Here is a 24,409-nt window from a genome sequence, read left to right as displayed (position 1 = left end):
GGCTATCCCTCCAGCAGCTTGCGCCGCAGGGCCTCGTCCTTGCGCAGCACCATCAGCTCCAGGTCCGCCTGGAACGCCGCCATGCGGGAGCGCAGCGCAGGGTCGGCGGCACCCAGGATCCGCACGGCCAAGAGCCCCGCGTTGCGGGCGCCGCCCACCGACACCGTCGCCACCGGGATCCCGGCCGGCATCTGGACGATCGAGAGCAGCGAGTCCATGCCGTCGAGGTGCTTGAGCGGCACCGGCACGCCGATCACCGGCAGCGGCGTCGCGGAGGCGACCATGCCCGGCAGGTGCGCGGCGCCGCCGGCGCCGGCGATGATCACCTCGACACCCCGGTCGGCGGCCCCGGAGGCGTAGTCCAGCATCCGCTGCGGGGTGCGGTGCGCGGAAACGACGCCGACCTCGAACCGGATCCCGAACTCGGCGAGCGCCTCGGCGGCGGCCTCCATCGTGGGCCAGTCCGAGTCGCTGCCCATGATCAGTCCGACGCGCGGTCCCGTGTTCTCAGCCATGCACACTCCATCCATCGGTCCACTCCGCGGTCGCCATCCAGTGCGCCGCGCGTTCCGCCCGCTCCCGCAGCTCGGCCACGTACGCCGGATCGCCGAGGTCACCCTCGAGCGACCCGACGAGGTTCACGTGCCCGATCTTGCGGTCGGGCCGTCCCTCCTTGCCGTACATGTGCACGTGCGCCTCCGGCATCCGCGCCATGAGGTGGTGCAGCCGCTCGTCGACGCTCATCTCGGGCTCCGACGACGCCCCCAGCACGTTCGCCATGACGGTGAGCGGCGCGGTGGCGGCGGTGTCACCGAGCGGATAGTCGAGCACCGCGCGCACGTGCTGCTCGAACTGGCTGGTCACGCACCCGTTCATCGACCAGTGGCCCGAGTTGTGCGGGCGCATCGCGAGCTCGTTGACGAGCATCTCGCCGGACGGGGTCTGGAACAGCTCCACGGCCATCACACCCACCACGCCCAGCTCGTTCGCCAGGCTCAGCGCGAGCGACTCGGCGAACGACGCGTCCTCGTCGGACAGGCCCGGCGCGGGCGCGAGCACGACGGCGCACTGCCCGTGCCGCTGCACCGTCTCGACGACCGGCCATGCCGCGCCCTGCCCGTACTGCGACCGCGCGACCATCGCCGACAACTCCCGAGCGAGCTCGACCCGCTGCTCCGCGAGCACCTGGACGCCCGCGGCGAGCTGCTCCTCCGCAACGGCCACGGCCTCGTCGAGCGTGTCGGGCAGCCACACGCCGCGGCCGTCGTAGCCGCCCCGGACGGCCTTGAGAACCACGGCACCGTCGAACCGGGCCCAGAAGGCGAGGACGTCGTCCGGTGAGGCGATCTCGGCGAAGCCCGGCACGGGCGCGCCGAGCTCGGCCAGGCGGTGCCGCATCGCGAGCTTGTCCTGCGCGTAGAGCAGCGCCTGCGGCGGAGGGTTGACGGTGACGCCCTCGGCCTGCAGCTGCAGCAGGTGCTCGGTGGGCACGCCCTCGTGGTCGAAGGTCAGCGCGTGGGCGCCGGTCGCAACGCGGCGCAGGTCGTCGAGTCGGTCGTGGTCGCCGAGGACGACATCGGGGCAGACCTGCGGCGCGGGCTCGTCGGACGAAGCGGCGAGCACTCGCAGACCCTGCCCCAGCGCGATCGCCGCCTGATGGGTCATACGGGCCAGCTGACCTCCGCCGACCATGGCCACGACGGGTCGCGAACCGCGGGATTGAACATCACTCACCCGTCCATAATCGCAGGTCCGCGACACCGCCGGAGCGCCCGGCACGCCGCACCGCCCCCGTGCCGACCACGTCACACTCCCCGCGGTACTATTCACGGTTCCATTACAGTGGCGCACGTGGCTTTCATCGAGGCGATTCTGGATCGCACCCCGGCACCGCTTCGCGGGCTCGTCATGCAGCACCACGAGCTGATCAAGTTCGCGATCGTGGGCAGCACGACGGCCGTCTTCGACCTCGCCATCTTCTACGGCCTGGTGCTCACGGTGATGAGCGAGAAGCCCACCGTCGCGAAGGTGTTCTCCGGCGTCTGCGCCGTGATCCTCTCGTACATCCTCAACAGCGAGTGGAGCTTCAAGCACCGCGGCGGCCGGGAGAAGCACCACGAGGCGCTGCTGTTCTTCGCCATCTCGGGCATCGGCGTGCTCATCATGGCCGCGCCCATCTTCATCGCCAACAACTTCTTCCACCTGCGCAATGTCGACTCGACGACCACGCTGATCATCGTCGACTTCGTGCTCAACTACATCGTCGGCAACCTGCTGCAGATGGCTTTCCGGTTCTGGGCGCTGCGCCGTTGGGCCTTCCCGGAGGACCTGCGCGACGCCCCCGAGCAGGAGTCCATCTCGTCCGCCGGTGAGTCCACCCCCGCCGCTGAGCGCTAGCAACCGCAGCGTGCGGAGCCGCATCCTCCGCTCGACCATCGCGGTCGTCGCGGTCACCGGCCTCTTCCTCGGCCTGCCGCTGATGTTCTACACCTGGCGCTGGCTCGACGACGCCGCCCGCACCGACCTGCAGCACCGCCTGACGCGGGCATCGTCGGAGATCCTGGGCCAGGACCAGCGCACCGGCGACCGCGGCGAGCCCCCCGTCGACGCGCTGCGGCTGTTGGTCCCGTCCGGTGGGCGCCTCGTGCTCACCTACACCGACGATCGCGGCGCGCCCCGCGAGCTCACCGTCGGCGCCGACGGCCCGCTCGAGAAGCCCATGGTCGAGGGGACCTCGCTCGGCGAGGCCGGCGTGCTGCGCCTCGAGCAGGACTACTCCAGCGTGCGCAGCGAGCAGTACCGGGCCCTGACGATCGAGCTCATCGTGATGGCGCTGTCCGTGACCGCGGGCGTCGTGGTCGCGGCGGTCACCGCCAGCCGCGTCGCCGACCCGGTGCAGGACGTCGCGGACCGCGCCCAGCGCCTCGCCGACGGCGACTTCCGGCCCGATCCGACCCGGCACGGCATCGAGGAACTCGACCGCGTCCTCGACGTCCTCGACGCGGCCACCGTGGAGATCGCCGACCGGCTGCAGCGGGAGCGGCAGATCGTGGGCGACGTCTCGCATCAGCTCCGCAGCCGCCTCACCGCCATCCACATCCGCCTCGACGAGCTCACCCTGCACCCCGACCCCGAGGTCGTCACCGAGGCCCGCGCCGCCCTCGACCAGGTCGACCGGCTGACCTCGTCGGTCAGCGACATGGTGCAGATGGCCCGCACCGAGCGCACACCGCACGGCGCGGTCGACATCCGCGCCGAGCTCGCGCCGCTGCTGGCGGACCTCGCGCCGTCGTTCGCGAAGGCGGGCCGGCGGCTCACCGTCGTGCCCGGGCGGGGAGCGCCCCTACCGGCCCGGGCCACCGCGACCCGCGTTCGGGAGGCCGCCGCGGTGCTCGTCGACAACGCGCTGGTCCACGGGCGCGGCGAGGTCCGGGTGACGCTCGGCTCCGTGGGCGCACACACCGTGCTCATCACCGTCTCCGACGAGGGCTCCGGCATCTCCGACGGTGACGCCCAGCGCATCTTCCGGCGGGGCTACTCCGCCGGGAACGGGACCGGGGTCGGCCTCGCCCTCGCCCGCGCGTTCATCGAGGGCGACGGTGGCCGCCTCCAGCTGCAGAGCCGAAGGCCGACCACGTTCGCGATCTTCCTCCCGGCCTCCGCGCCCGACGATCCGCCCGAGAACCCCGAGCCGTCCGCCGCGCGGGAACCCGAACCCCGCTGACGGCCGCGCCTACTCCCCCGCGGCGCGGCCCCGTCGATCCGCGGCGACGATCTGCTCGAGCAGGCCGGGGAAGACCGTCTCCAGGTCGTCGCGGCGCAGCCGCGTCATCCGGCCGTTCCCCACATCACGCTGCCGGACGAGGCCGGCGGTGCGGAGCACCTTGAAGTGGTGGGTGCGGGTGGACAGCGCCCACGGCATGCCGAAGACGCTGCAGAACTGTTCGGTCCCGTCCGGCTGCTCCGCGAGTTGGACGATGACGCTGCGCCGGTTCGCATCGGACAGGGCGTGGAGGATCTTCGACAAGTCGTACTCGTCGAGATCCGGATGTCCGTCGTGATCCGGCATGGCGACCTGAGTCCTTTCGCGGAGTGGGTTGGAACCTCCTTCACTCATGCTACCTACCGGAGTTCCAGTTCGTTACTCACTCATAGGACTAGTCCGTGACGCGCACCGGCAGCCCGAGCGGACGGTGAACGAGCACGCCGGTGTCCCACGCGATCGCCTCGGGCGGCGCGGCGAGTCGCATACCCGGCAGTCGCGCCGTGAGCACGGTGACCGTCTCGACGATCACCGTCCTGGCCAACGCGGCACCCATGCAGTGATGCATCCCGTAGCCGAACTGCACGTGCCGCCGCCCGCCCGCACGTGCCGTGTCGACCGACCAGGGGTCGGGGAACACCGCGGGGTCGCGATTGGCCGCACGCGCGTCGGCGTAGACGATCTCGCCGGCGTGCAGGAGGCCGCCGGTCAGGGCGAGCGGCGCGGAGGCGATGCGCGGGAAGGTCGAGATCCGCCCGAGCGGCAGGAGTCGGAGGAGTTCCTCGACCACATCGGGGATCACCGCCGGACAGTGCGCCATCAGCCGCCACAGCCCCGGTTCGGCCAGAGCCGCGTACACGATCTTGGACAGCACCGACAGCACGTTCTGGTCTCCGCCGACGAGGGAGCCGAGCAGGATCGCCGCGTACTCGGCGTCGGTGACCGGCGGCGCGACGGTGTCACGCGCGGCCAGGAGCCCCGTCACCAGCCCGTCGTCGAGGGCGCGCCGACCGGCGGTGAGGTCCTCGATGTAGCGGTAGAGCTCGCCGAAGTCAGCGAGCAGCCCCGGGACGTCGGTGTCGTGCGCGAGCTGCATCCGCCGGGACAGATGCCGGAAGACCGGGATGTCGCACGCAGGAATTCCCAGGTATCCGGCGTTGACAGTGATCGTCAGCGGGTCGAGCAGTTCGGCCATGAGATCCACATCGACGGATGCGTCGAGCGGCCCCACCAGGTCGTCGACCGCCGACTCCACGAGACCACGGACCACCGGAGCGAGCGAACTCATGGCGTTCACGCCGTACGCCGCCGCGACGAAGCCCTTGAGCCGGCGGTGCTCCGGGTGATCGAGATTGAGCAGCATGTCGTCGGGGGTGATCGTGGGCAGGAAGCCCGGTCCGCCGGCGACATTCGTCGGCCCGCGGAGGAACGAGGTATCGGCGAGGACCCGCCGCACGTCGTCGTAGCCGGTCAGGTGCACCGCGACGTGCCCGCTGGGGAGCACGACCTGCGGGAGTCCACCGGGCGAGGCCTCACGGTGTTCGGCGATCATCCCGTCCGGGACGATGTTCGCGATGTCCCGGATGTCGAAGCGGATCCGCGGTGCTCGGGTCGAGGCGGGCATCAGGACTCCTCGGCTCGGGCGCTCCCGCGCCGGACGAGCAGGATCGCCGCGGTCAGAACGACGAGCAGGCAGAGCATCCCGGTCACGGTGGTGTGGAACGCGTTGCGGTAGACCTCGGGGTGACCGGGCCGCCCGGCGGCGGTGGCCTCGGCGGCGGCGCCGGTGAGCCGCCGGCCGACGACAGTGGACAGCACGAGTGCGTAGCCGGCCACGAAGACGGCCTCGCTGCCGATCCGGAAGAAGTTGAGCAGTCCCGCAGCGGTTCCGGCGCGTTCCGCGGGGACGACGGCGAGCGCATGGCCGTCGACGAGGCCGATCGGCAGCCCGAAGCCGAGGCCGAGCAGGATCATGGGCACGATCACCCACCCGATCGAGCGGGCCTCGGAGAGCAACTGGATGCCGATGGTGCCGAGGAGCAGGGCCGCGAGACCGACGTACACGACCGATCCGACGGTGACCCACCTGACAGCGGTCACCAGCTCGGCCACGGCGGTGGGCGCGACGAGCACCGGAATCGTCATGGCCACCATGACCAGACCGGCGGAACCGGGGCTCATCGACCTGATGCCACTGAACGCCGACGGGAGGTAGGTCAACAGCGTGACGAAGCCGATCGAGCCCGCGACCGGCACCAGACACATGGCGAGGAACTCCCGGTCCCGCAGCAGCGTGAGGTCGAGGATCGGGGCGCGCTCCGAATCCGACGGCGTCGCGGGCGTCGGCACGGAACCGGGCAGAAGTCGAGTGGTGGCGGCCGCGAGAGCGAGGGCAGCGGCCTGGACGAGGAAGACGCCCCGCCACCCGACGACCGTCACCAGTAGCCCGGCCACCGTGGGGCCCAGCGCGAGACCGAGGCCGTTGATCGTTCCGAAGAGCGCGAACGCCTTCGTCCGCGCGGGCCCGTCGAAAGCGTGCGACAGCATGGCACTCGCCCCCGTCAGAACGGCCGCCGCACCGGCGCCGGACACGATGCGGGCGACGTCGAGGACGGCGAGCGACGGGGCGACCGCGCTCACCGCGCTGCCTGCGGAGAACAGCATCGCCCCGAGAGCGAAGGTCACGCGGTGACCGACGCGATCACTGAGGACGCCCCAGACGAGAACACCGAGGGCGAACGCGACATTGAATCCGTTGACGACCCACTGCAGCGCGGTCGGCTGGGTACCGAGATCGCCGGATATCCTCGGTAACCCGATCGCGGTGCCGGCGATGGCCATCGGCGTGACGAACTGCGCCAGGAGAACGACGGGGAGCGTCAACCTGCTGGGCGCCGGTCCGCGCGACGTCGCGCGGGCGGCCGATGTAGCGGTCACCGATGGCACTCCTTCGTCGATGTTGTGTTCACCGTCACTGTCACCGTCACCGGCGAGGGAAGCCCTGCAGCGCCGCCTCGACGTCGCCGACCGCCTGGTCGGCGTCGACGAACCGCACCGCGGTCCACCCCGATCGGCGAGCGGAGTCGCAGTTCTCCTCGAGATCGTCGACGAGAATGCAATCCTCGGGATCGACCTCATTGCGCCGCGCCGCGAGCTCGAAGATCGCGGGATCGGGCTTCCGCATTCCGACCCTGCACGAGTCGATCAGATCGGTGACGACGTCATCGATGCCGATCATCGATCGCCAGTACGGTTCCCACTCGATGACGTTGTTGGTGAGCACCCCTACATCGATTCCGTCCGCGATGAGTTCGAGCGCGAATCGGCGGACCGGCTCGTTGACGCCGTGCCCGTCGAACCATTGCCGCCCGAAGTCGAGTTCACTGCGGGACAGGTCGATATCGGGGTGCGCTCGAGAAATCGCGGCGTGCACCTCACCCACCCAGGACCGCTCGTCGATGATGCCGAGTTCAATGGGCGCGAGCGCGGGCATCGAATATTCATTTCCCACGACGGCCATGGCCGCACGGAGAACGTCGGGCGAGATGCCCGTGCGGTCCGCATAGCTGCGAAAGAGAACGGGAAGAGAGGGCGAGAGAACGCCACCGAAATCGAACCAGACGAACGGCTCGCGTACGTTCACTGGACCATCGTCCACACGTCGACCGGCGTCACCTGAAGGTGAACGCGGCCGGATGCGATCGCGTCGTCGCCCTGCGTGATCCGGATGGTGGCGATGACGGAGCCGTCCTCGTCCGGATCGGGTTCCGCGACGGCGCGCGCAATCGTGTCCAGCTCGAACTCGCCGAACTTCTCGAAAGCGATCTCCAGCCGGTGCATCACCATCCTGTTCGTATCGAGCCCCAACGACGAATTCGCGGCAGCCATCGCGATCTGACGTGCCGCCTCGAACTGCAGCATGCCCGGAACGTGATCGAGAGCGTGATCGAAGAGCGACGGATGGTTCGTGTCGATCACGGTGAGTGCGCTGATCTCGCCGTTCTCGTCGAGCGTCGGATTCGCCAGGATGGCGTTGCGCGGGTTGTGCCGTCCCACGGCCGCAGGTCGCATCCGTGCCACCGGGGCCGCGTCGGGGACCGCATGCGCATCCGGCAGTCCGAGGCCCTGCCTCCCGCGGCGCCGGATCCGCGCCCATACCTCCGCGGGCAGCCACAGGTAGCTCATCGTCTCCCGTGCGGCGACGGCCCCTTCGATGCGCGCGGTCATCTCCAGCGTGAGCCCGACGATCGTGCCGTCGCGCCGCTTCTCGGCGACCACCTCGGCGGCGACGGTGCAGTGCCCCGGACACGTGCCGATCCGGAACGTGTCCCGGTCGACGATCTCGAAATCGGCGGATCCGAAGACGAACTTCTGCGCCCGCTCCACACCGATGAACGTGTGCGCGTAGTAGATGGCCACCTGCCGGAACACCTCGATCAGGAGAAGCGGGTCGTACGTCGCGGCCGTCCCACGATGATCGCTGAAGTACGAGTGGTTCCGCGGCAGCTGCGCCGCGAAGACGGCGCCGTTCGGGCTCGCCACTGCATCGGTGAGGAACACCTCCGCAATCGACTCTCGATGAACGATGTCCCGCGGGATGTTTCGGTCGTACGACAGCGGTCGAACGGTTGCGGTCACGGATACCCCTCTAGGTGAGTTCTGCTGAGTGACGAGCCTCAGCCCGCGTCAGCTTCAAGACTTGGAGAAGGTACGTTGATTCTCATACCTATTGCAACTGTAGCCGCCCGATGTTCGCCACGACCGCGAATCGATGAAGAATGCGGACCGGAACGGCGAAGAGGGGCTCGACACCGACCAGGAACGCCTTTTGATGCGGGCCGCTACAGAAGGCCCGACAGCGCACCGGAGTCATGAACACAATCCATTGTGCGAATACGGCTCCCGTGAATTGTTCGTGCAGGCCGCCATAACAGTTCACCGACGAACGCACATGAGCCGGACGCGCGACGGAACACCGAACACCGGCACGGCTCCGTGGCGCATCGCCATTGTTGTGACACCCGAGGACCGCTCGGCCCCGAGCACTCGAGGCGCGCTACTCCGCGTCGAACCGGAAACCCACGCCGCGGACCGTGACGATCCGGCGGTGCGGCCCGGTGTCGTCGCCGATCTTCCGGCGCAGCCAGGAGATGTGCATGTCGAGCGTCTTCGATCCGCGCAGGTCGGAATCGCCCCACACATCGGTGAGGATCTCCTCCCGGGAGAGCAGCCGCCCGGCGTGCTCCATCAGGAAGCGCAGCAGCTCGAACTCCTTGTTGGCCAGGGCCACATCGGCACCGTCGACGGTGACCCGCCGCGCGGTCGCGTCGAGCCGGATGCCGCCCGCCTCGACCACCTCGAGGGCGTCCTGCGCGGGCGCGCTGCGCCGCAGCAGCGCGCGGGTACGGGCCATCAGCTCGAACATGCGGAAGGGCTTGCCCACGTAGTCGTCGGCGCCGGCGTCGAGGCCGACGACGAAATCCATCTCGTCGGTGCGGGCGGTGAGCATGAGCACCGCGATCTCGGGCCGGGCGGCGCGCACCTCGCGGCACACCTCGAGGCCGTCGAGCTCGGGCAGGCCCAGGTCGAGGATCAGCAGGGCGTAGTCCTCGTCGAGCGCGCGCTGCAGCGCATCGGTGCCTGTGGCGGCGACGGTCACCTCGTAGCCCTCGCGCGAGAGCGCGCGGGCCAGCGGCGATGCGATCGCCTCGTCGTCCTCGGCCAGGAGCACCCGCGTGGTCATGACCGCCGAGAGTACTCCGCCGAGCCGTCGTCGCGGCCCCGGTAGTCGTCCGCGTCGTCGAGCGCGTCCACGATGAGCGCGTGCGTGGTGGCGATGCGGGGCACGTCGGGGAAGTCGAGCGGATCCTCGCCCGCGGACTCGACGGTGAGCACCCCGCAGCGCAGCATCCGGTCGACGAGCCGCTGGTGGTACTGGACCGAGTTGATGCGGCGCAGCGGGATGTCGATCCCGCGCCGGCGCACGATGCCGGAGCGGAACATGATCCGGAGGTCGGTGACCACGAGGTGGGTCGCGCGCCAGGACGCCCACGGCCGCACCGTCCACCACCCGACGACGCCGAGCCACGCCACGACGACCGCCACGAGCAGCCAGTCCGGCCAGGCACCGTCGAGATGGGCCCGGCCGATCAGGCCCAGCGCCACCCCGGCCGCGGCGCACGCCGCGAACAGGACGAGGACGGGCACGATCATCCGCTTGGCGTGGGGTCGCACGTGCAGCAGCACCCGCTCGTCGTCGATGAGCGCCTTCTCGGGGAACGCCATCGTCACTCCGGCCGCAGGTGCGTCACGTCGCCCGCGGACAGTACGTGCCGGGTGCCCGCGTCGTCGGCCACGACGATGCGGCCCTCGGGGTCCACGTCGACCGCGCTGCCGAGCAGGACCTCGTCGGCCGGGAGCTCTACGCGGACCCGCTGCCCGACGGTGACGCACGCGTCCAGGTAGGCGGCGCGCGCCGCGGCGGGGTCGTCGATCCACGCGGTCACCCCGGCGTCGAGGTGCCGGAGATAGGCGACGGCGAGCGCGGTCCGGTCGGGGTCCTCGGCGCCGGCCAGCCGGAGCGACGTGGCCGTCGGGACCGGCACGTCCGTGGCGCCGAGCTCGGTGTTGAGGCCGGTCCCGATCACGGCGACCAGCCGGCCGTCGGGCGCGGTGGCCAGCTCGGACAGGATGCCGGCCGTCTTGCCGCCCCGCTTGCCCTCCTCGGCCTCGAGCAGGACGTCGTTGGGCCACTTCAGCCCCGCGGTCAGGCCGGTCACCTCGCGCACCGCCTGCACGGCCGCGACGCCGGTGACGAGCGACAGCCAGCCGGCGCGGGGCGCTGCGGCGGCGGGCACGGCCACCGTCACCGAGATGGACAGCTGCGTGCCGGACGGCGCGGACCAGGGGCGCTGGTGGCGGCCCCGGCCGGCGGTCTGGACATCGGCGATGAGGACGCGACCGGCCTCGTCGCCCGCGCGCACGCCGTCGGCGAGGTCGGCGTTGGTGGATCCCGTTGTGGGCACCACCGACACGTCGTGCCAGCGCGTGCCCCGTACGGCCGCGGCGATCGCCGCTCGATCGGGGAGACCTGCGGTCTCGGTCATCCGTGTCCTCCATCCCTCCCACACCGACGGGCAGTGCGCTTATTCCCCGACTCTATTGGTTACAGTCAGTGCCATGACGAGTGCCTCCACCACCGACGGCGCGGCCGACGCCCAGGGCGGCGAGCCCAGCATCCACACCACGGCCGGCAAGCTGGCCGCCTTCCGCAAGAAGGACGCCGAGGCGCTGGCCCCCATGGGTCAGGGCGCCATCGACAAGGTGCACGAGAAGGGCCGGCTCACGGCCCGCGAGCGAGTGCTGGCGCTGCTCGACGAGGGCTCGTTCGTCGAGCTCGACAAGTTGGCTCAGCACCGCTCGACGAACTTCGGGATGGCCGCCCGCCGCCCTGTCGGCGACGGCGTGGTGGCCGGCTACGGCACCATCGACGGCCGCGAGGTCTGCGTCTTCAGCCAGGACTCGACCGTCTTCGGCGGCTCGCTCGGCGAGGTCTACGGCGAGAAGATCGTCAAGGTCATGGACCTGGCCACCAAGACGGGCCGGCCGCTGGTCGGCATCATCGACGGTGCCGGTGCCCGCATCCAGGAGGGCGTCGTCTCGCTCGCCCTGTACTCGCAGATCTTCTTCCGCAACACGCAGGCCTCGGGCGTCATCCCGCAGATCTCCGTCGTGATGGGCGCGGCGGCCGGCGGCCACGTCTACTCCCCCGCGCTGACGGACTTCGTGGTGATGGTCGACCACGAGAGCCAGATGTTCATCACCGGCCCGGACGTCATCAAGTCCGTCACCGGCGAGGAGGTCACCAAGGAGGAGCTGGGCGGCGCCCAGACCCACATGACCAAGTCGGGCACGGCGCACTACGTGGCGTCCGGCGAGCAGGACGCCCTGGACTACGTCCGCGAGCTGCTCACCTACCTGCCGTCGAACAACCGCGCCGAGGCCCCCCGCTTCGTGCCCACGGACCCGCTGACCGGCTCCATCGAGGACTCGATCAACGACGAGGACCGCGAGCTCGACACGCTGATCCCGGACTCGCCGAACCAGCCCTACGACATGCACGAGGTCATCCGCCGCCTGCTCGACGACGACGAGTTCCTCGAGATCCAGCCGCAGCGCGCGATGAACATCATCAACGGCTTCGGCCGCATCGACGGCCGCAGCGTCGGCATCGTCGCGAACCAGCCCACCCAGCTGGCCGGCTGCCTCGACATCGACGCCTCGGAGAAGGCCGCCCGCTTCGTGCGCTTCTGCGACGCCTTCAACATCCCGATCGTCACCCTGGTGGACGTGCCCGGCTTCCTGCCCGGCACCGGCCAGGAGTACGACGGCATCATCCGCCGCGGCGCGAAGCTGCTCTACGCCTACGGCGAGGCGACCGTCCCGAAGATCACCGTCGTCACCCGCAAGGCCTACGGCGGCGCGTACTGCGTGATGGGCAGCAAGGACATGGGCGCCGACATCAACCTCGCGTGGCCCACCGCCCAGTTCGCCGTCATGGGCGCGGGCGGGGCCGTCGGCTTCGTCTACCGCAAGGAGCTGGCCGAAGCCGCGAACAAGGGCGAGGACGTCGACGCGCTGCGCCTGACGCTGCAGCAGGAGTACGAGGACACTCTGGTCAACCCGTACGTGGCGGCCGAGCGCGGCTACGTCGACGCGGTGATCCCGCCCTCGCACACCCGCGGCCAGATCGTGACGGCCCTGAACATGCTCGAGCGCAAGGTGGTCGCCACCCTGCCCAAGAAGCACGGGAACATCCCGCTGTGACCGCGAACGACAAGCCGGTGGAGCCGAGCACGGCGGACGTCGAGAAGCTCAGCGCCGCCATCCGGTTCGAGAAGGGCAACCCCTCGGCCGCGGACGTGGCGGCCGTGGTCGCGGTGCTCGCCGCCGCGACGGGCTCCGCACCGCAGACCGGCCCCGAGGGCCCGAAGTCGCTGTGGGGCAGCAACCGCGAGCGGATGAGGCCGCAGTACTTCAACGGCCCCAACGCCTTCACCAGCCAGACCCCCGTGTTCTGGACGAAGGGCTCTTGACCCCTCCCGTTCGTCTCGTCCTCGCGTCGGCCTCGCCGGCCCGGTTGTCGGTGCTCCGCGGCGCCGGCACCACGCCGCTGGTCTCGGTCTCCCGGGTCGACGAGGACGCCGTCCAGGCGGCACTGCCCGCCGGGACCACGCACGAGGACACCGTGCTCGCCCTGGCCCGCGCCAAGGCGCGCGACGTGGTGGCCCGGGTCCTCTCCGAGGAGCCCGTGCCGGGCCGCGCCGTGGTGATCGGCTGCGACTCCATGCTCTCGATCGACGGCGAGCTGGTCGGCAAGCCCCACACCCCGGACATCGCCGCTGCGCGCTGGCGCGCGATGCGCGGCCGCGCGGGCCACCTCCTCACGGGGCACTGCGCGGTCCTCCTGTCCGACGGTGCCGTCGCCGGCGAGGCCACCGGCACCCGGTCCACGGCCCTGCGGTTCGGCGCACCGTCGGACTCCGAGATCGACGCCTATGTCGCGACCGGAGAACCCCTGCAGGTGGCGGGGGCCTTCACTCTGGACGGTCTGGGCGGATGGTTCGTCGAGGGCATCGACGGTGACCCCAGTTCCGTCATCGGCATCTCCCTCCCGCTGACACGCGGGCTGCTGAGTGAGCTGGGCGTCAGCGTCACCGACCTCTGGTAGCGCAACCCCGTAAACTCCGCTGTAGCGAGTTCCCGCAACTGGAGGAGCGCGGATGACTGCAGAACCCTGGGTCGAGCCCGAACCCGACGATCCCTCGCAGCTCCTGTCGATCCTGCCGGGCCCCTGGCACGGCCAGTTCCTGGTCGAGTACCGAGCCGCACTCGACACGGCACGCAATGACCTCGGCCAGTGGTCCGAGTTGCGCGCGGTGCTCCATCGATGGCGGCTCCGCGCCGTTGCTTACTCGGCACCCGGTTTCGAGACTGCTGCTGCAGCTGCACGGGAGACGGAGGCGAAGGACCTGCACCCCATTCCGGGGTGGGAAGCCCGGCAATGACCTATCAGCCCAGGATGATCAAACCTGCGCCGGCGCAGTACCACGATCTCCTGAGCACCAACGAGGTCGCACACGATGCATTCCTCACCCGCGTCGCAGAACTAGTGGCCGCACCGTGGGATTCCTGGCCGACGCGCCCCGACGCGCATCCGGAGTACCGCGACCGCAGTTCGGTAGTCACGGCCTACTGTCCTTCCTCGTCGACGACGAGGCCGAGATGCTGATCATCTTCAGCATCGTGTGGATCGGATAGAGGCGGCCGCAACCTTCAGATGGCCTCAGCCCCATCCCCGGGCGCCCCAAGCCTGATCTTCACCATCACGGACGTGTCGGACCTCACAGGTTCATCGATCGACAGTACGTAAGCATCCCGTTAACACCGCGAGATCACCACGTTTCCGCAGTTCCGCCGCACGGTTGAGGCTTCGATCACGTACAGCGTCCGAACTGCGGGAACACCCGGGCGTCCCTCGGCGAGGATCTACCACAACCCTGGTCAAGGGTCAGATCGCGTGACGAGCGACACTACTCGTTCGTCTCGCGAAAGGAATGAACCCCGTCTTAGCGTCTTCTCATGACCACGACGCTCCGCCCCCTCGCCTCCTCCGAGATCGGCTTCGTGGGCCCGCATCCCACGACGTGCGCCTTCGAGCTGACCGTGCGCGGCCCGCTGGACATCGATGCGCTGACCGCTGCGCTCGCCGCGCTGCGCGCCGAGCACCCCGAGCTCGACGCCGCCGTCGCCCCCAGCGGCGACGGCTTCGCGTTCGTCGCCCCTGTCGCCGGCGCCGGAATCTCCGACGAACCCGGCGACCTCCTGGTCGACCCCACCTCGGCGCTCGCCCGCCTGCACATCGCGACGCTCGGCGACCGGCATCGGGTCGCCCTGGCCGTCAGCCACGCCCTCGCCGACGGCACCCACCTGTTCGCCCTCTTCGCCCGGCTCTGGACGCACTACACGGCACTGGTGCGCACCGGTGCGACGACGACCGCCGAACCGCATCCGTTCCCGCGCTCCGCACAGGCCGTCCTCGCCGAGCTCGACGTCCCCAAGGTCAGCACCGGCCGCGCCCGGCTCGACGGTGCGCGGTGGTACGGCGCGGCGCCCGTCCTCGGCACGGCGGACCACGCGGACGAGCACCTCCCCGACACGGTCTCGCTCCGGTTCTCCCCCGCGACCACCGCGCGGTTCCGCGAGGCGGCGCAGGGCGTCGGCGTGAGCGCGCTGCTCTCCGGCGTCCTGCTCTGCGCCGAACGCGCGGGATTCCTCGACGAGGACCCCGCCGCGCCGATCCGGATCGGCGCGATGACGCTCGTCGACCTGCGCCACCGGGTGCGCCCCTTCCTCGCCCCGACCGAGGTCACCAACTTCGTCGGCGCCTCCTACGCCGCGCCCGAGATCACCGGCAGCACAGACCCCGCCGCACTGGGCACGGCCGTCGCGACCGCGGCGCGCAACGACATCACCTCCGGCCGCGCGCTCGCGGCGCTGGCCACCGCCACGGCCACCGCCACGGCCACCGCCGCCGAGCCGCCGGTCGTGGTGAGCAATCTCGGCGTGCTCGACGTCGAGCTGCCCGACGGGCTCGTCGCGGAGGACCTGCGGCCGATCGTCTCGATGGACGCCGCGGGCCTGCGCGTCCCCGCCGGGTCGCGACGGCCGTCCCCGTCGGCCACCATCCACCAGATCTCGACCTTCCGCGGGCGGCTCGGGATCGACGCGATCACCCTGGGCGGCACCGCTTCTCCCGCGGCACGGACCGCGGTCGCCGACCGCATCGACACACTCGTCCAGACCGCGACCCGCCGGTCCCCCGCCGCCTGACCCGTCGCACGTACGCCGCCTCACCGTTCAGAACAGGAGCCGCTCATGCAGACCCACCGCGCACTCACCTTCTCCGAGGCGTCCTTCGTCCGGCCCGCCTCGCGCGAGGTGATCGGCACGTCGTACGCGCTGCGGGGCGTCGTCGACGTCACGGCGCTGCGGTCGGCGTTCGCGGCGCTGCTAGAGGAGTACCCCGTGCTGGCGGCACGGATCGTGGACGTCAAGGGCCGCCCGCACTTCGCCCCGGGCGACCCGACGGTGGCCGCGGCCATCGGTTTCCGCGACAGCGCGGCGCCCTGGACCGGCTACGCCCAGACACCGCCCTGGTTCGTCGGCGCCGACCAACTGGCGGCGCTGACGCTGACCGGGATCGGGGACGACTACCGGCTGACCCTCTGGGCCAGCCACGCCGCGACCGACGGCTCCGGCATCGTCGCGATCGCCGCCCGGCTATTCGCGCTGTACACCGCGCTGGCGAGCGGCGCGACGCCGATCGTGCGGCGCGCCGGGGACTTCCCCGCCGAGCCGCACCGGGTGATGGCCGAGCGCGGGCACCTGCCCGGGGAGGTGGACTACGAGGAGCGGCTCGCGGGCACCGTCTGGCACGGTGCGGTGCCGAAGGACTTCCCGGACGAGCCGGGCTCCGACGTCGACGACGTGCTGCGGATCCGCTTCGGCACTGCCGAGACCGCCGCGCTCGACACCGCCGCCCGCGCCCACGGCGTCTCCACGCACGCGCTGGTCAGCGGCATCATCGCCCGCGCCGAGCTCGCCGAATGCGCGGAGGACGCGGCGGTGGCGTTGCTCACCCCGGTCGACTTCCGCAGCCGCGTCGATCCGCCCATCCCGCTGCGGTCGGTGACCGCGCTGTGCGGCTTCTCGTACGTGGCGGTCACCGACGCCCCCACCGCGGACATCGCCCGGACCGTGTCGGACCGGATCCGTGCGGACGTGCGCGACGGCACCGTCCTGCGGACCGCCGTGAGCCCGATGCCCGACCCGCGGACCCGTCGCCACGGCCCGCCCGTTCTCATCAGCAACCTCGGCGCGGTGCCCGATCCCCTCACGCCCGCCGGGCTCGAGGTCCGCGACTTCCACGCGCAGATCGTCCGGAGCGCCGCCGGCATCCGCGAGTACGCCGCCGGCCACGTCGGCGAGAGTGCTCCCGCCGTGCCGATCGGCACCTCGTACCTGGTCTCGACCTTCGGCGGCCGGCTGTCGATCGAGTCGCGCGCGCTGCCCGGCACGCTCGACGGTGCCGTCCGTCTCCGTCTCCTCGAACGGATCGCGGACGGTGCGCACGCGCTGCTCGAGATCGGCACCGCCGCATGACCGTCCCCCTCGCCGACACCGAGTCGCCACCGGCCCCGCCGGTGGCGCTGCTCGTCGACGTCGGCCTGCAGGTGGGCGTGTACCTGGCGTTGCGCTACCTGTTCGGCGTGGGGCAACTGATCGCCCTCGTCACCGGCACGACGCTCGTGGCGGTCCGGATCCTGGTCCGCTCGTCGGTGCGGCGCGCGGCCGATCCGCTGGAGCTGTTCACCCTCGTGCTCCTCGCCTCGTCCATCACGGCCGCCGCGATCTCGGGCAGTCCCCGGGTGATCCTCCTCGTGGAGACGGGGATCGGCGGGCTCATGGCCGCCGCGATCTGCGCGGGCCTCGTACTGCGACGGCCGGCGGTCGCGACGCTGATGATGCGACTGGCCGTGCGCGGGGACGCCGCACGGGCCCAGCGGTGGAACCGCCGCGTCCGGACCGAACGCCGATGCGTCCGAGCCATCGGTGCCGTCGATCCGCTGTGGCTGGTCGCGGTCGTCCTCAGCACCGCGGCGTCGATCACCGCCGCCCTGAGCATGCCGATCGACTACGCGGTGGTCGCGTGTCAGCTGATCCCGCTGCTGGTCGCCGTGCCGGTCCTGCCGCTGACGCTGCTGCTCCTGCGCCCGGTGCGCGCATCGCTGGCCGCCGTCGACGACGACGCCGTCGTCCCCCGAACCGAGCTCCGCCCGACCGCCGAAAGGACTTCTCCGACATGAAGGTCTGCATCCTCGCCATGGGCAGCCGTGGCGACGTCCAACCGACGATCGCGATCGGTCTCGCGCTCCGTGCCCGCGGGCACGACGTGACGATCGCCGCCATGGGCGACCCGCTGGTCGCGCTGATCCGGTCGGCGGGTCTGGACGCCCACCGGCTCAACGACATCGTGCCCGACTACGACGACGACTACCGCGAGGTGATCCACCGCCCCGTCGAGCGGATGCGGGCCTACGGCCGGTGGTTGGTGCGCAACATCGCCACCATCTCCCGGGAGACGGAGGCCGTGTGCCTGGACGCCGATGTGGTCCTGACCCATTCGGACGCCGTCGATTTCGCGCTCCCGATCACCCGGCGCAGCGGCGCGAGCATCATCAGTTACCGGTTCTTCCCGGGCACCGTCAACAGCGTCTACCCCATGACGCAGTACACCCCGGCCGGTCTGACCAGTGACGTGCTGTCGCGCTCGCCGCGCATGGTCAAACGCGCGACGTGGACGCTCGGCGACTCCTTCACGTGGACCCACGTGCGGGCGGCGGTGAACTACCACCGGATGTCGGTGGGCGAGGCCCCCTACCGCTCGCGGCGCGCGAAGAACCGCGACGCGCACGAGATCGTCGACCTGCAGCTCTACGACGCCGCCCTGACCCCTGCCCTGGTGCCCGAGTTCAGCCGCACCCGGCCGATGCTGGGCTTCCCGGAGGTCCCCGCCGACGCGTGGCTGCGCCAGGGTGAACGCAAGCGCACGGACGCCGATCTGATGCAGTGGTTGCGCGACGGCGCCGCCCCGATCTACTGGGGCTTCGGCAGCATGCGGATCGCGGATCCCGACGGGATGGCGCGGACCTTCGCGCGGGTCTGCGCCGAGCGCGGTCGACGGGGCCTCGTCGTGGCGGGCTGGAGCGACCTCGTGGGCGCCGACCTCGGCGATCACGTCCGCGTCGTCGACGAGGTGGTCCACGCCGAGGTGCTGCCGCTCTGCGCGGCCGCCGTCCACCACGGCGGCGCGGGCACCACCGCGGCGTCGCTGCGTGCGGGTCTGCCCACGCTGATCTGCCCGGTGCTCGCCGATCAGCCCTTCTGGGGCGCCCGGGTCGCCGACCTCGGCGTCGGCGCGTGCCTGCCGATGCGCGGCGTGACCCCGGAGCGGCTGCACGCCGCCTTCGACGTCCTGCTCGATCCCGCCGTCCGCCGTCGGGCGCAGCGGATCTCGTCGCTCATCGACCTGGGCGACATCCCCGCCCGGCGCGCCGCGACGATCATCGAGTCGATCGCCGAGGACGACGGGGTGGACGTGCGCTGCGCGCCGGCGCTGTCGGCGCCCGACACCGTCGACTTCGACGCCGCCACGGTCGCCTCCCTCGCCGGACTGGAGGTCTGAGATGCCCAGCCGCCCATTGACCCCGCTCGAGATCCCCTACGTCCTCACCGGGACCGTCTCGAGCGGCAGCTTCACCGTCCGGGGACCGATCGACGCGGGCCGCCTCGCCCGCGCGTACGCCGCCCTCCGCCGCGAACACCCCGTGCTCGCGGGTCGGATCGCGGCGCACGCCTTCGGTTTCGACCTGATCGCGCCGGACGCGGCACCGGACGAGACGGCCGCACCGATCCAGGTCGAGCTGCGCCCCTTCGCACCCGGCGATGTCCGCCTCGGAGTCGACGCCGCGCAGGAGATCGCCGCGGTGCAGCTGGTCTCGGACGGCGACCTGCACCGGGTCACGCTGGGCGTAAGCCACGCCGTCGCCGACGGCGCGCACGCGCTGTACCTGAACCTGCGGCTGTGGGAGCTGTACTCGGGTGCCGAGCCCGCGGACCCGGCCGGGCTGCCCGCAGCCCCGACGGACCTGGCGGATCGCCTCGCGGCGGGCGCGCCGCCGGCAGGGTCCGTCATCGAGGTGCTCCCCACCGCGACCGTGCCCGCACCCGCCGATGTCGACGCCGGGGACTTCGCCTTCGACCGGATCCGCCTCGACGCCGCGGCGACCGGTGCGCTGCGGCGCCGGGCGAAGGAGGCGGGCCTGAGCGTCCACGGCCTCCTCGCCGGGATCATCGTCGCAGCGGAGCGCGCCGAGCTCGACCGGCCCGCCGACGAGGCGGTCCCGCTGGCCGTGTTCAGCCCCGTCGACCTGCGGGCCCGCGCCGAGCCCGCGGTCCCCGCAGCGGCGGTCACCAACTTCGCGGGATCGTCGACGGTGCCCATCGCGGTACGGGGTGACACGGCTCCCGAGGAGATCGGCCGCGCCGTCCTCGAGCGGCTCCGCGCCGACCTCGCGGACGGCACCGTCGCGGCCGCCCTCGCGGGCTCCGCGCCGGTGACGGTGACGGGCGGGGCTCCCGTGCGACTGAGCAACATCGGCGCGGTTCCGGCACCGTCGACCCCGGACGGCGTCGTCGCGCTGGACTTCCACACCAGCTCGGAGGTCGACATCGAGCGAGTCCGCGCCCTCGTGCACGGCGCGCCGCCCGAGGCACTGGCCCCACTCGTCGGGCTGCACCACCACGCGCTGACCTTCGACGGACGGCTGTCGATCGAGCTGCGGCACGCCCCGGGCACGCTCGCCCCAGGGGTCGTCCGGCGGATCCGGGACCGGATCGCGGCCGGCCTGGTCGGCGCCGGGGCCGCCGCATGACGGCCGACCTGCTCGCGTTCGTCGACCAGGGCGCGGCCTCGGCCACCCGCGCGACGGGGCGCAATTCGCTCATCCAGGTGGTGTGGACCTACGACCGCGGGATCGACCTGCCCGGTCTGGAGCGATTCCGGAGCGCGCTCACGGAGGGTCTGCTGGGCCGGCGGATCGCCCACTCGCCGCTGCCCTTCGGCCGCGACCGCTGGGTGGCCACCGCCGCGGCCCCGCGGATCGCGGTGGAGGCGGCTCCACGCCCGCGGGAGGCGATCGACGGTTGGCTCGACGAGCGCGCCGCGGCCCCGATCGATCCGTGGTCCGGGCCGGGCTGGCACCTCGGGGTGCTGCCGCTCACGGACGGCGGCTCCGCGGTCACGCTGGTGGTCTCGCACGTCCTCGCCGACGGGGTCGGCACCGCGACCGCGGTCGCGGAGGCCGCGCTGGGCACGGCCCGGGACCTGCCCTACCCGCGTGCGGCCGCCGCCCCGCTCGCCGCCGCCCGACGGGACGCCGCCCTGGCGGCCCGCGAGCTGCCCGCCGCCGCGCGGGCCGCAGCGGCGGCGACCCGGCTGGCCCGGGGGCGCCTCGAGCACGACGGTCCCGCGCGCGACCACCCCGTCGGACCCGACCGCTGGACCGTCGCGCACCTCGACCGCGCCGACCTCGCCGCCCGCGCGGCCGCGCTCGGCGGCACCGAGTCCACCCTCCTGTTCCGGGCCGCCGCTGAGATCGCCGCCGAGCTCGGCTGGGTCCGTCCCGACGGGCAGGCCGTACTCGGGCTGTCCGTGAACCGGCGCGAGGAGGGCGACCTGCGCGGTAACGCCATCGTCGACGCGGAGGTCGTCGTCGACCCCGCCGCCGGCGCCGGCGGCGTCGTCGTCCTCCGCGCCGACGTCAAGGGAGTGCTCGGCGCGCTCCCGGACGCCGGGCGCTACGACGCGTTCGGCCCGCTGCTCACGCTCCTGCCCCGCCGCACCCTGGCCGCGCTGGTCGACGCGCCGCCCGACCCGGCGCGTCCCGTGACCACCTGTGCCGGCGTCGGCGCCCTGCCCGCGCCGGTCCGCGCGCCCGACGGCAGCGCCGCGGACCGCACCTGGTTCCGGCTGGCGTGGTCCGCGCTGCCGGGCCGGACCGCCGCGGACCGTCCCGCCCACCTGTACGTCGGGTGGACCGGCACCGACGAGGAGACCACCGTGTTCGCCGCGACCAACCTCGCCGCCGCCGTCGACCTGCGCGGCGTCGTCGCGCGGGCGGTCGCGCACGGGGGCTAGGCTGACGGGCGTGGCTATCGAGACCGATCCGAGCGCGGAACTGCAGGACTACGCACACCCCGAGCGCCTCGTCACCGCGGACTGGCTGAGCGGACACCTGGGGGTCCCCGGCCTCAAGGTGATCGAGTCCGACGAGGACGTGCTCCTCTACGACATCGGGCACATCCCGACGGCGCAGAAGGTCGACTGGCATCTGCACCTCAACGACCCGGTGACGCGCGACTACATCACCGGCGAGCAGTTCGCGGAACTGATGCGCAGCAAGGGCATCAGTCGCGACGACACCGTGGTGATCTACGGCGACAAGTCGAACTGGTGGGCCGCTTACGCGCTGTGGGTGTTCACGCTGTTCGGCCATCCGGACGTCCGCCTGCTCGACGGTGGCCGGGACCTGTGGATCAGCGATGCGCGCGACGTCTCGCTGGAGCAGCCGGAGTACCCGCACAGCGACTACCCCGTCGTGGAGCGCGACGACTCGGTGATCCGCGCCTTCGCCGACGAGGTCCGCGCCGATCTCGGCCGCCGCGCCCTCGTCGACGTGCGCTCCCCGCAGGAGTACACCGGCGAGCGCACCCACATGCCCGACTACCCGGAGGAGGGCGCCCTGCGCGGCGGGCACATTCCCACCGCGGTGTCGATCCCGTGGGCGAAGGCGGCCCGGCAGGACGGCCGGTTCCTGCCCCACGCCGACCTCCTCGAGGTGTACGGCGGCCTGGATTCGACGGCGCCCGTCACGGCGTACTGCCGGATCGGTGAGCGCTCGAGCCACACGTGGTTCGTGCTCACGCACCTCCTCGGGTTCGACGACGTCCGCAACTACGACGGTTCCTGGACCGAGTGGGGCAACACGGTGCGGGCGCCCATCGTCCGCGGCGAGGAGCCTGGCGCGGCCCCGACCGCCGGATCATGAGCGGTCTCCCGCAGCCCCTGGCGGAGATCGTCGACGACTTCGCCGGCGTCGGCGAGCAGGACCGGCTCGAGCTGCTGCTCGAGTTCTCGCGCGAGCTGCCGGCGCTCCCCGAGCACCTGACGGCAGCGGCGATGGAGCCGGTGCCGGAGTGCCAGTCGCCGCTGTTCCTCGACGTCGACGCCTCCGACCGGGAGGCCGTCCGGCTGTATTTCAGCGCGCCGCCCGAGGCGCCGACCACGCGCGGCTTCGCGTCGATCCTCGCGCAGGGTCTCGACGGCCAGTCCGCCGCGGCGATCGCCGCCGTCCCCGACGACTTCCACCACGCGCTCGGCCTCGATTCCGTGGTCAGCCCCTTGCGCCTGCGCGGGATGTCGGCGATGCTGGCGCGCATCAAACGACGCCTCGCCGCCTAGCCCTGCCGGAAGTCCCCCATGCAATTCACCGAGCTGGACGCGTACCCGCTGCGCCCGGGGGAACTCCGCAACTGGACCCCGACGACGGGTCCCGCGGCGCGCTGGCGCGATGACCCGCGCGGCACCTCGCACGTGCACGAGGCGCATCTGCGCGGCGCGCAGGCGATCCTGCGGCGCCGGCACATCGACGGGGGCCGCGAGTCCTGGCTCGGCGTCGGCATCGAATTCGAGGAGCCCCTGTCCATCCCCGGGCTGCGCACCGCGCTGCGGGCGTGGATCGACCGGCACGAGGTCCTGCGCACCCACGTCTTCCTCGACGACGACGGTGCGCCGTTCCGCCGGAGCGCGCAGACGGCCACCGTCGACCTGCGGATCAGGACGATCGGCACCTACCGGTCCACCGGACCGCTCGTCGAGCAGCTGCTGGGTGAGTTCGACCGGTCCACGGCCCCGCTGACCTGGCCCGCGTACATGTTCTCCACGGTGTCGCGGGACGACTCGTTCACGCTGTTCTTCGCGGCGGACCACTCACTGCTGGACGGCTACTCCCTGATCCTGAGCCCCCACGAGCTCCGCGAGCTCTACCGCGAGGCGATCAGCGAGGACGCCGCGCGCCTCCTGCCGACCGGCAGTTACGTGAACTACTCGGACACCGACCGGCAGGTCGCGGACCGGGCCGACGCGAGCCACCCGGCGTCGCGGATGTGGAACGAGTACCTCAGTGAGACCGGGTTCCGGCCCGATCCCTTCCCCATGCCCCTGCTGCCGATCAGCGCCAAGATCCTCGCGGACGAGACCCGCGCGGCGCTGAGTCGCGACCCCGACGGCGTACCCCGGCTGCCTCAGGGTGCGCTGAACTTCCACCTGCTCGACGACGAGCGGGCCAACAACTTCGCCCGCGTGTGCTCCGAGTCCGGCGCATCGCTGGTCACCGGTGTTCTCGCGGGCATGGCCAAGATCAACACCGACCTCGGATTCGGGCCGGTGTTCCGGTGCGCCGTCACCCGGCACACCCGCGACGCCGAGCAGTGGATCGCCGCGCTCGGCTGGTTCGTCGGCATCGCGCCGTTCCGGCTGGACACCACCGGCGCACGCACCTTCGGCGAGCTGGCGCAACGCGCACAGGGCGAATGGAAGCGGTCCAAGGCGGGCAGCACCCTGCCCTACCTGCGCATCGCCGAGGCGCTCGCGGACCTGCCCGATCACTCGCAGGCGCCGCCGCCGCGGTTCGTCGTCTCCTTCATGGACACCCGCTCCGCCCCCGGCTCCGATGTCAACGACGCGGGCGGCGCCGCGGCCCTGCGCTCGCGCGACTACTCCATCGAGGACGTCTACCTCTGGATGCTGCGCACACCGTCCGGACTTCACGTGGCTGCGCGGTTCCCGGGCTTCGAGACAGCGCGCCGGAGTGTCACGCTGTACCTCGGGGCGCTACGTTCGATGCTGACCGAGATCGGCGACGCGGGAGTTACTCGCGGGTAACCGAAACCGACCGGGGACTG

General features: G+C 71.8%; 26 protein-coding genes. 16 read left to right on the top strand and 10 right to left on the bottom strand.

Annotated elements, in window-relative coordinates:
* Positions 1 to 2 precede the first annotated feature (2 nt).
* Entirely contained in the window at positions 3 to 515 is a 513-nt protein-coding gene (gene purE, locus AXK60_RS07735) for a 5-(carboxyamino)imidazole ribonucleotide mutase (RefSeq protein ID WP_068570481.1), read from the bottom strand.
* A complete protein-coding gene (locus AXK60_RS07730; protein ID WP_082777890.1) occupies positions 508 to 1,734 on the bottom strand; it encodes a 5-(carboxyamino)imidazole ribonucleotide synthase in 1,227 nt (408 codons plus the stop codon). Before AXK60_RS07730 ends, purE begins: the two co-directional genes overlap by 8 nt.
* Positions 1,735 to 1,851: 117 nt before the next feature.
* Here AXK60_RS07730 and AXK60_RS07725 point away from each other — a divergent pair, with 117 nt between their 5' ends.
* Together AXK60_RS07725 and AXK60_RS07720 are read left to right on the top strand one after the other, a co-directional pair.
* Positions 1,852 to 2,397, top strand: coding sequence for a GtrA family protein (locus AXK60_RS07725; RefSeq protein ID WP_082777895.1), 546 nt, complete (start codon positions 1,852 to 1,854; stop codon positions 2,395 to 2,397).
* Positions 2,398 to 2,407: 10 nt separating this feature from the next.
* Positions 2,408 to 3,724 (top strand): sensor histidine kinase, encoded by a 1,317-nt coding sequence (locus tag AXK60_RS07720; protein WP_068570480.1) that lies wholly within the window; start codon positions 2,408 to 2,410, stop codon positions 3,722 to 3,724.
* Positions 3,725 to 3,733: 9 nt separating this feature from the next.
* Here AXK60_RS07720 and AXK60_RS07715 read toward each other — a convergent pair whose 3' ends face one another.
* The 8 genes from AXK60_RS07715 to AXK60_RS07680 all read right to left on the bottom strand — a co-directional run bounded on the left by AXK60_RS07715 (position 3,734) and on the right by AXK60_RS07680 (position 10,869).
* Complete coding sequence (locus tag AXK60_RS07715; protein ID WP_068570479.1) at positions 3,734 to 4,069, bottom strand: ArsR/SmtB family transcription factor; 336 nt, start codon at positions 4,067 to 4,069, stop codon at positions 3,734 to 3,736.
* Between the two features lie 88 nt (positions 4,070 to 4,157).
* Positions 4,158 to 5,387 (bottom strand): cytochrome P450, encoded by a 1,230-nt coding sequence (locus tag AXK60_RS07710; RefSeq protein WP_244881054.1) that lies wholly within the window; start codon positions 5,385 to 5,387, stop codon positions 4,158 to 4,160.
* Positions 5,387 to 6,700 (bottom strand): MFS transporter, encoded by a 1,314-nt coding sequence (locus tag AXK60_RS07705; RefSeq protein ID WP_244881053.1) that lies wholly within the window; start codon positions 6,698 to 6,700, stop codon positions 5,387 to 5,389. Before AXK60_RS07705 ends, AXK60_RS07710 begins: the two co-directional genes overlap by 1 nt.
* 46 nt (positions 6,701 to 6,746) lie before the next feature.
* Positions 6,747 to 7,406: an HAD-IA family hydrolase gene (locus tag AXK60_RS07700; protein WP_342342454.1), complete on the bottom strand. Its 660-nt coding sequence runs from the start codon at positions 7,404 to 7,406 to the stop codon at positions 6,747 to 6,749.
* Positions 7,403 to 8,401, bottom strand: coding sequence for an AfsA-related hotdog domain-containing protein (locus AXK60_RS07695; protein ID WP_068982503.1), 999 nt, complete (start codon positions 8,399 to 8,401; stop codon positions 7,403 to 7,405). Before AXK60_RS07695 ends, AXK60_RS07700 begins: the two co-directional genes overlap by 4 nt.
* A 418-nt stretch (positions 8,402 to 8,819) precedes the next feature.
* Complete coding sequence (locus tag AXK60_RS07690; protein WP_068570476.1) at positions 8,820 to 9,506, bottom strand: response regulator transcription factor; 687 nt, start codon at positions 9,504 to 9,506, stop codon at positions 8,820 to 8,822.
* Positions 9,503 to 10,048 (bottom strand): PH domain-containing protein, encoded by a 546-nt coding sequence (locus AXK60_RS07685; RefSeq protein WP_068570475.1) that lies wholly within the window; start codon positions 10,046 to 10,048, stop codon positions 9,503 to 9,505. Before AXK60_RS07685 ends, AXK60_RS07690 begins: the two co-directional genes overlap by 4 nt.
* A 2-nt stretch (positions 10,049 to 10,050) precedes the next feature.
* A complete protein-coding gene (locus tag AXK60_RS07680; protein ID WP_068570474.1) occupies positions 10,051 to 10,869 on the bottom strand; it encodes a biotin--[acetyl-CoA-carboxylase] ligase in 819 nt (272 codons plus the stop codon).
* Positions 10,870 to 10,942: 73 nt separating this feature from the next.
* Here AXK60_RS07680 and AXK60_RS07675 point away from each other — a divergent pair, with 73 nt between their 5' ends.
* The 14 genes from AXK60_RS07675 (at position 10,943) to AXK60_RS07615 (ending at position 24,389) form a co-directional block, all read left to right on the top strand.
* Positions 10,943 to 12,589 carry an acyl-CoA carboxylase subunit beta gene (locus AXK60_RS07675; protein ID WP_068570473.1) on the top strand — a complete coding sequence of 549 codons (1,647 nt, stop codon included), beginning with the start codon at positions 10,943 to 10,945 and terminating at the stop codon, positions 12,587 to 12,589.
* Positions 12,586 to 12,858, top strand: a complete 273-nt coding sequence (locus AXK60_RS07670) for an acyl-CoA carboxylase epsilon subunit (RefSeq protein WP_068570472.1) — start codon at positions 12,586 to 12,588, stop codon at positions 12,856 to 12,858. The genes AXK60_RS07675 and AXK60_RS07670 overlap by 4 nt, the downstream gene beginning before the upstream one ends.
* Complete coding sequence (locus tag AXK60_RS07665; RefSeq protein ID WP_068570471.1) at positions 12,855 to 13,493, top strand: Maf family protein; 639 nt, start codon at positions 12,855 to 12,857, stop codon at positions 13,491 to 13,493. Before AXK60_RS07670 ends, AXK60_RS07665 begins: the two co-directional genes overlap by 4 nt.
* A gap of 52 nt (positions 13,494 to 13,545) precedes the next feature.
* The gene (locus AXK60_RS07660) at positions 13,546 to 13,830 is read left to right on the top strand and encodes a DUF6247 family protein (RefSeq protein ID WP_068570470.1); all 285 of its coding nucleotides are present in this window, start codon (positions 13,546 to 13,548) and stop codon (positions 13,828 to 13,830) included.
* 115 nt (positions 13,831 to 13,945) lie between these two features.
* Positions 13,946 to 14,083, top strand: a complete 138-nt coding sequence (locus AXK60_RS26845) for a hypothetical protein (RefSeq protein WP_156485541.1) — start codon at positions 13,946 to 13,948, stop codon at positions 14,081 to 14,083.
* 321 nt (positions 14,084 to 14,404) lie between these two features.
* Positions 14,405 to 15,655 carry a phthiocerol/phthiodiolone dimycocerosyl transferase family protein gene (locus AXK60_RS07655; RefSeq protein WP_068570469.1) on the top strand — a complete coding sequence of 417 codons (1,251 nt, stop codon included), beginning with the start codon at positions 14,405 to 14,407 and terminating at the stop codon, positions 15,653 to 15,655.
* Between the two features lie 45 nt (positions 15,656 to 15,700).
* The gene (locus AXK60_RS07650; protein ID WP_068570468.1) at positions 15,701 to 16,987 is read left to right on the top strand and encodes a phthiocerol/phthiodiolone dimycocerosyl transferase family protein; all 1,287 of its coding nucleotides are present in this window, start codon (positions 15,701 to 15,703) and stop codon (positions 16,985 to 16,987) included.
* Positions 16,984 to 17,691 carry a VC0807 family protein gene (locus AXK60_RS07645; RefSeq protein WP_068570467.1) on the top strand — a complete coding sequence of 236 codons (708 nt, stop codon included), beginning with the start codon at positions 16,984 to 16,986 and terminating at the stop codon, positions 17,689 to 17,691. The genes AXK60_RS07650 and AXK60_RS07645 overlap by 4 nt, the downstream gene beginning before the upstream one ends.
* A complete protein-coding gene (locus tag AXK60_RS07640; RefSeq protein WP_068570466.1) occupies positions 17,688 to 19,070 on the top strand; it encodes a glycosyltransferase in 1,383 nt (460 codons plus the stop codon). The genes AXK60_RS07645 and AXK60_RS07640 overlap by 4 nt, the downstream gene beginning before the upstream one ends.
* 1 nt (position 19,071) lies before the next feature.
* Complete coding sequence (locus tag AXK60_RS07635; RefSeq protein ID WP_068570465.1) at positions 19,072 to 20,319, top strand: phthiocerol/phthiodiolone dimycocerosyl transferase family protein; 1,248 nt, start codon at positions 19,072 to 19,074, stop codon at positions 20,317 to 20,319.
* Entirely contained in the window at positions 20,316 to 21,584 is a 1,269-nt protein-coding gene (locus AXK60_RS07630) for a hypothetical protein (RefSeq protein WP_068570464.1), read from the top strand. Before AXK60_RS07635 ends, AXK60_RS07630 begins: the two co-directional genes overlap by 4 nt.
* A 10-nt stretch (positions 21,585 to 21,594) precedes the next feature.
* Positions 21,595 to 22,494 carry a sulfurtransferase gene (locus AXK60_RS07625; RefSeq protein WP_068570463.1) on the top strand — a complete coding sequence of 300 codons (900 nt, stop codon included), beginning with the start codon at positions 21,595 to 21,597 and terminating at the stop codon, positions 22,492 to 22,494.
* Entirely contained in the window at positions 22,491 to 22,907 is a 417-nt protein-coding gene (locus AXK60_RS07620) for a SufE family protein (RefSeq protein ID WP_068570462.1), read from the top strand. The genes AXK60_RS07625 and AXK60_RS07620 overlap by 4 nt, the downstream gene beginning before the upstream one ends.
* A gap of 18 nt (positions 22,908 to 22,925) precedes the next feature.
* Entirely contained in the window at positions 22,926 to 24,389 is a 1,464-nt protein-coding gene (locus AXK60_RS07615; RefSeq protein ID WP_068570461.1) for a condensation domain-containing protein, read from the top strand.
* The last annotated feature ends 20 nt before the right edge of the window (positions 24,390 to 24,409 follow it).

This window comes from Tsukamurella pseudospumae (genome assembly GCF_001575195.1).
GTDB classification, from domain to species: domain Bacteria; phylum Actinomycetota; class Actinomycetes; order Mycobacteriales; family Mycobacteriaceae; genus Tsukamurella; species Tsukamurella pseudospumae.
Note: the sequence above shows the minus strand (reverse complement) of the source record. Positions and strands in the feature narration are given on the sequence as shown.

Excerpts from the sequence above, each read along its gene's own strand:
- AXK60_RS07680 (WP_068570474.1), bottom strand. The coding sequence starts at position 10,869 with ATGACCGAGACCGCAGGTCTCCCCGATCGAGCGGCGATCGCCGCGGCC.
- AXK60_RS07650 (WP_068570468.1), top strand. The coding sequence starts at position 15,701 with ATGCAGACCCACCGCGCACTCACCTTCTCCGAGGCGTCCTTCGTCCGG.
- AXK60_RS07635 (WP_068570465.1), top strand. The coding sequence starts at position 19,072 with ATGCCCAGCCGCCCATTGACCCCGCTCGAGATCCCCTACGTCCTCACC.
- AXK60_RS07660 (WP_068570470.1), top strand. The coding sequence starts at position 13,546 with ATGACTGCAGAACCCTGGGTCGAGCCCGAACCCGACGATCCCTCGCAG.
- AXK60_RS07640 (WP_068570466.1), top strand. The coding sequence starts at position 17,688 with ATGAAGGTCTGCATCCTCGCCATGGGCAGCCGTGGCGACGTCCAACCG.
- AXK60_RS07675 (WP_068570473.1), top strand. The coding sequence starts at position 10,943 with ATGACGAGTGCCTCCACCACCGACGGCGCGGCCGACGCCCAGGGCGGC.
- AXK60_RS07615 (WP_068570461.1), top strand. The coding sequence starts at position 22,926 with ATGCAATTCACCGAGCTGGACGCGTACCCGCTGCGCCCGGGGGAACTC.
- AXK60_RS07630 (WP_068570464.1), top strand. The coding sequence starts at position 20,316 with ATGACGGCCGACCTGCTCGCGTTCGTCGACCAGGGCGCGGCCTCGGCC.
- AXK60_RS07685 (WP_068570475.1), bottom strand. The coding sequence starts at position 10,048 with ATGGCGTTCCCCGAGAAGGCGCTCATCGACGACGAGCGGGTGCTGCTG.
- purE (WP_068570481.1), bottom strand. The coding sequence starts at position 515 with ATGGCTGAGAACACGGGACCGCGCGTCGGACTGATCATGGGCAGCGAC.
- AXK60_RS07715 (WP_068570479.1), bottom strand. The coding sequence starts at position 4,069 with ATGCCGGATCACGACGGACATCCGGATCTCGACGAGTACGACTTGTCG.
- AXK60_RS07690 (WP_068570476.1), bottom strand. The coding sequence starts at position 9,506 with ATGACCACGCGGGTGCTCCTGGCCGAGGACGACGAGGCGATCGCATCG.
- AXK60_RS07620 (WP_068570462.1), top strand. The coding sequence starts at position 22,491 with ATGAGCGGTCTCCCGCAGCCCCTGGCGGAGATCGTCGACGACTTCGCC.
- AXK60_RS07655 (WP_068570469.1), top strand. The coding sequence starts at position 14,405 with ATGACCACGACGCTCCGCCCCCTCGCCTCCTCCGAGATCGGCTTCGTG.
- AXK60_RS07710 (WP_244881054.1), bottom strand. The coding sequence starts at position 5,387 with ATGCCCGCCTCGACCCGAGCACCGCGGATCCGCTTCGACATCCGGGAC.
- AXK60_RS07645 (WP_068570467.1), top strand. The coding sequence starts at position 16,984 with ATGACCGTCCCCCTCGCCGACACCGAGTCGCCACCGGCCCCGCCGGTG.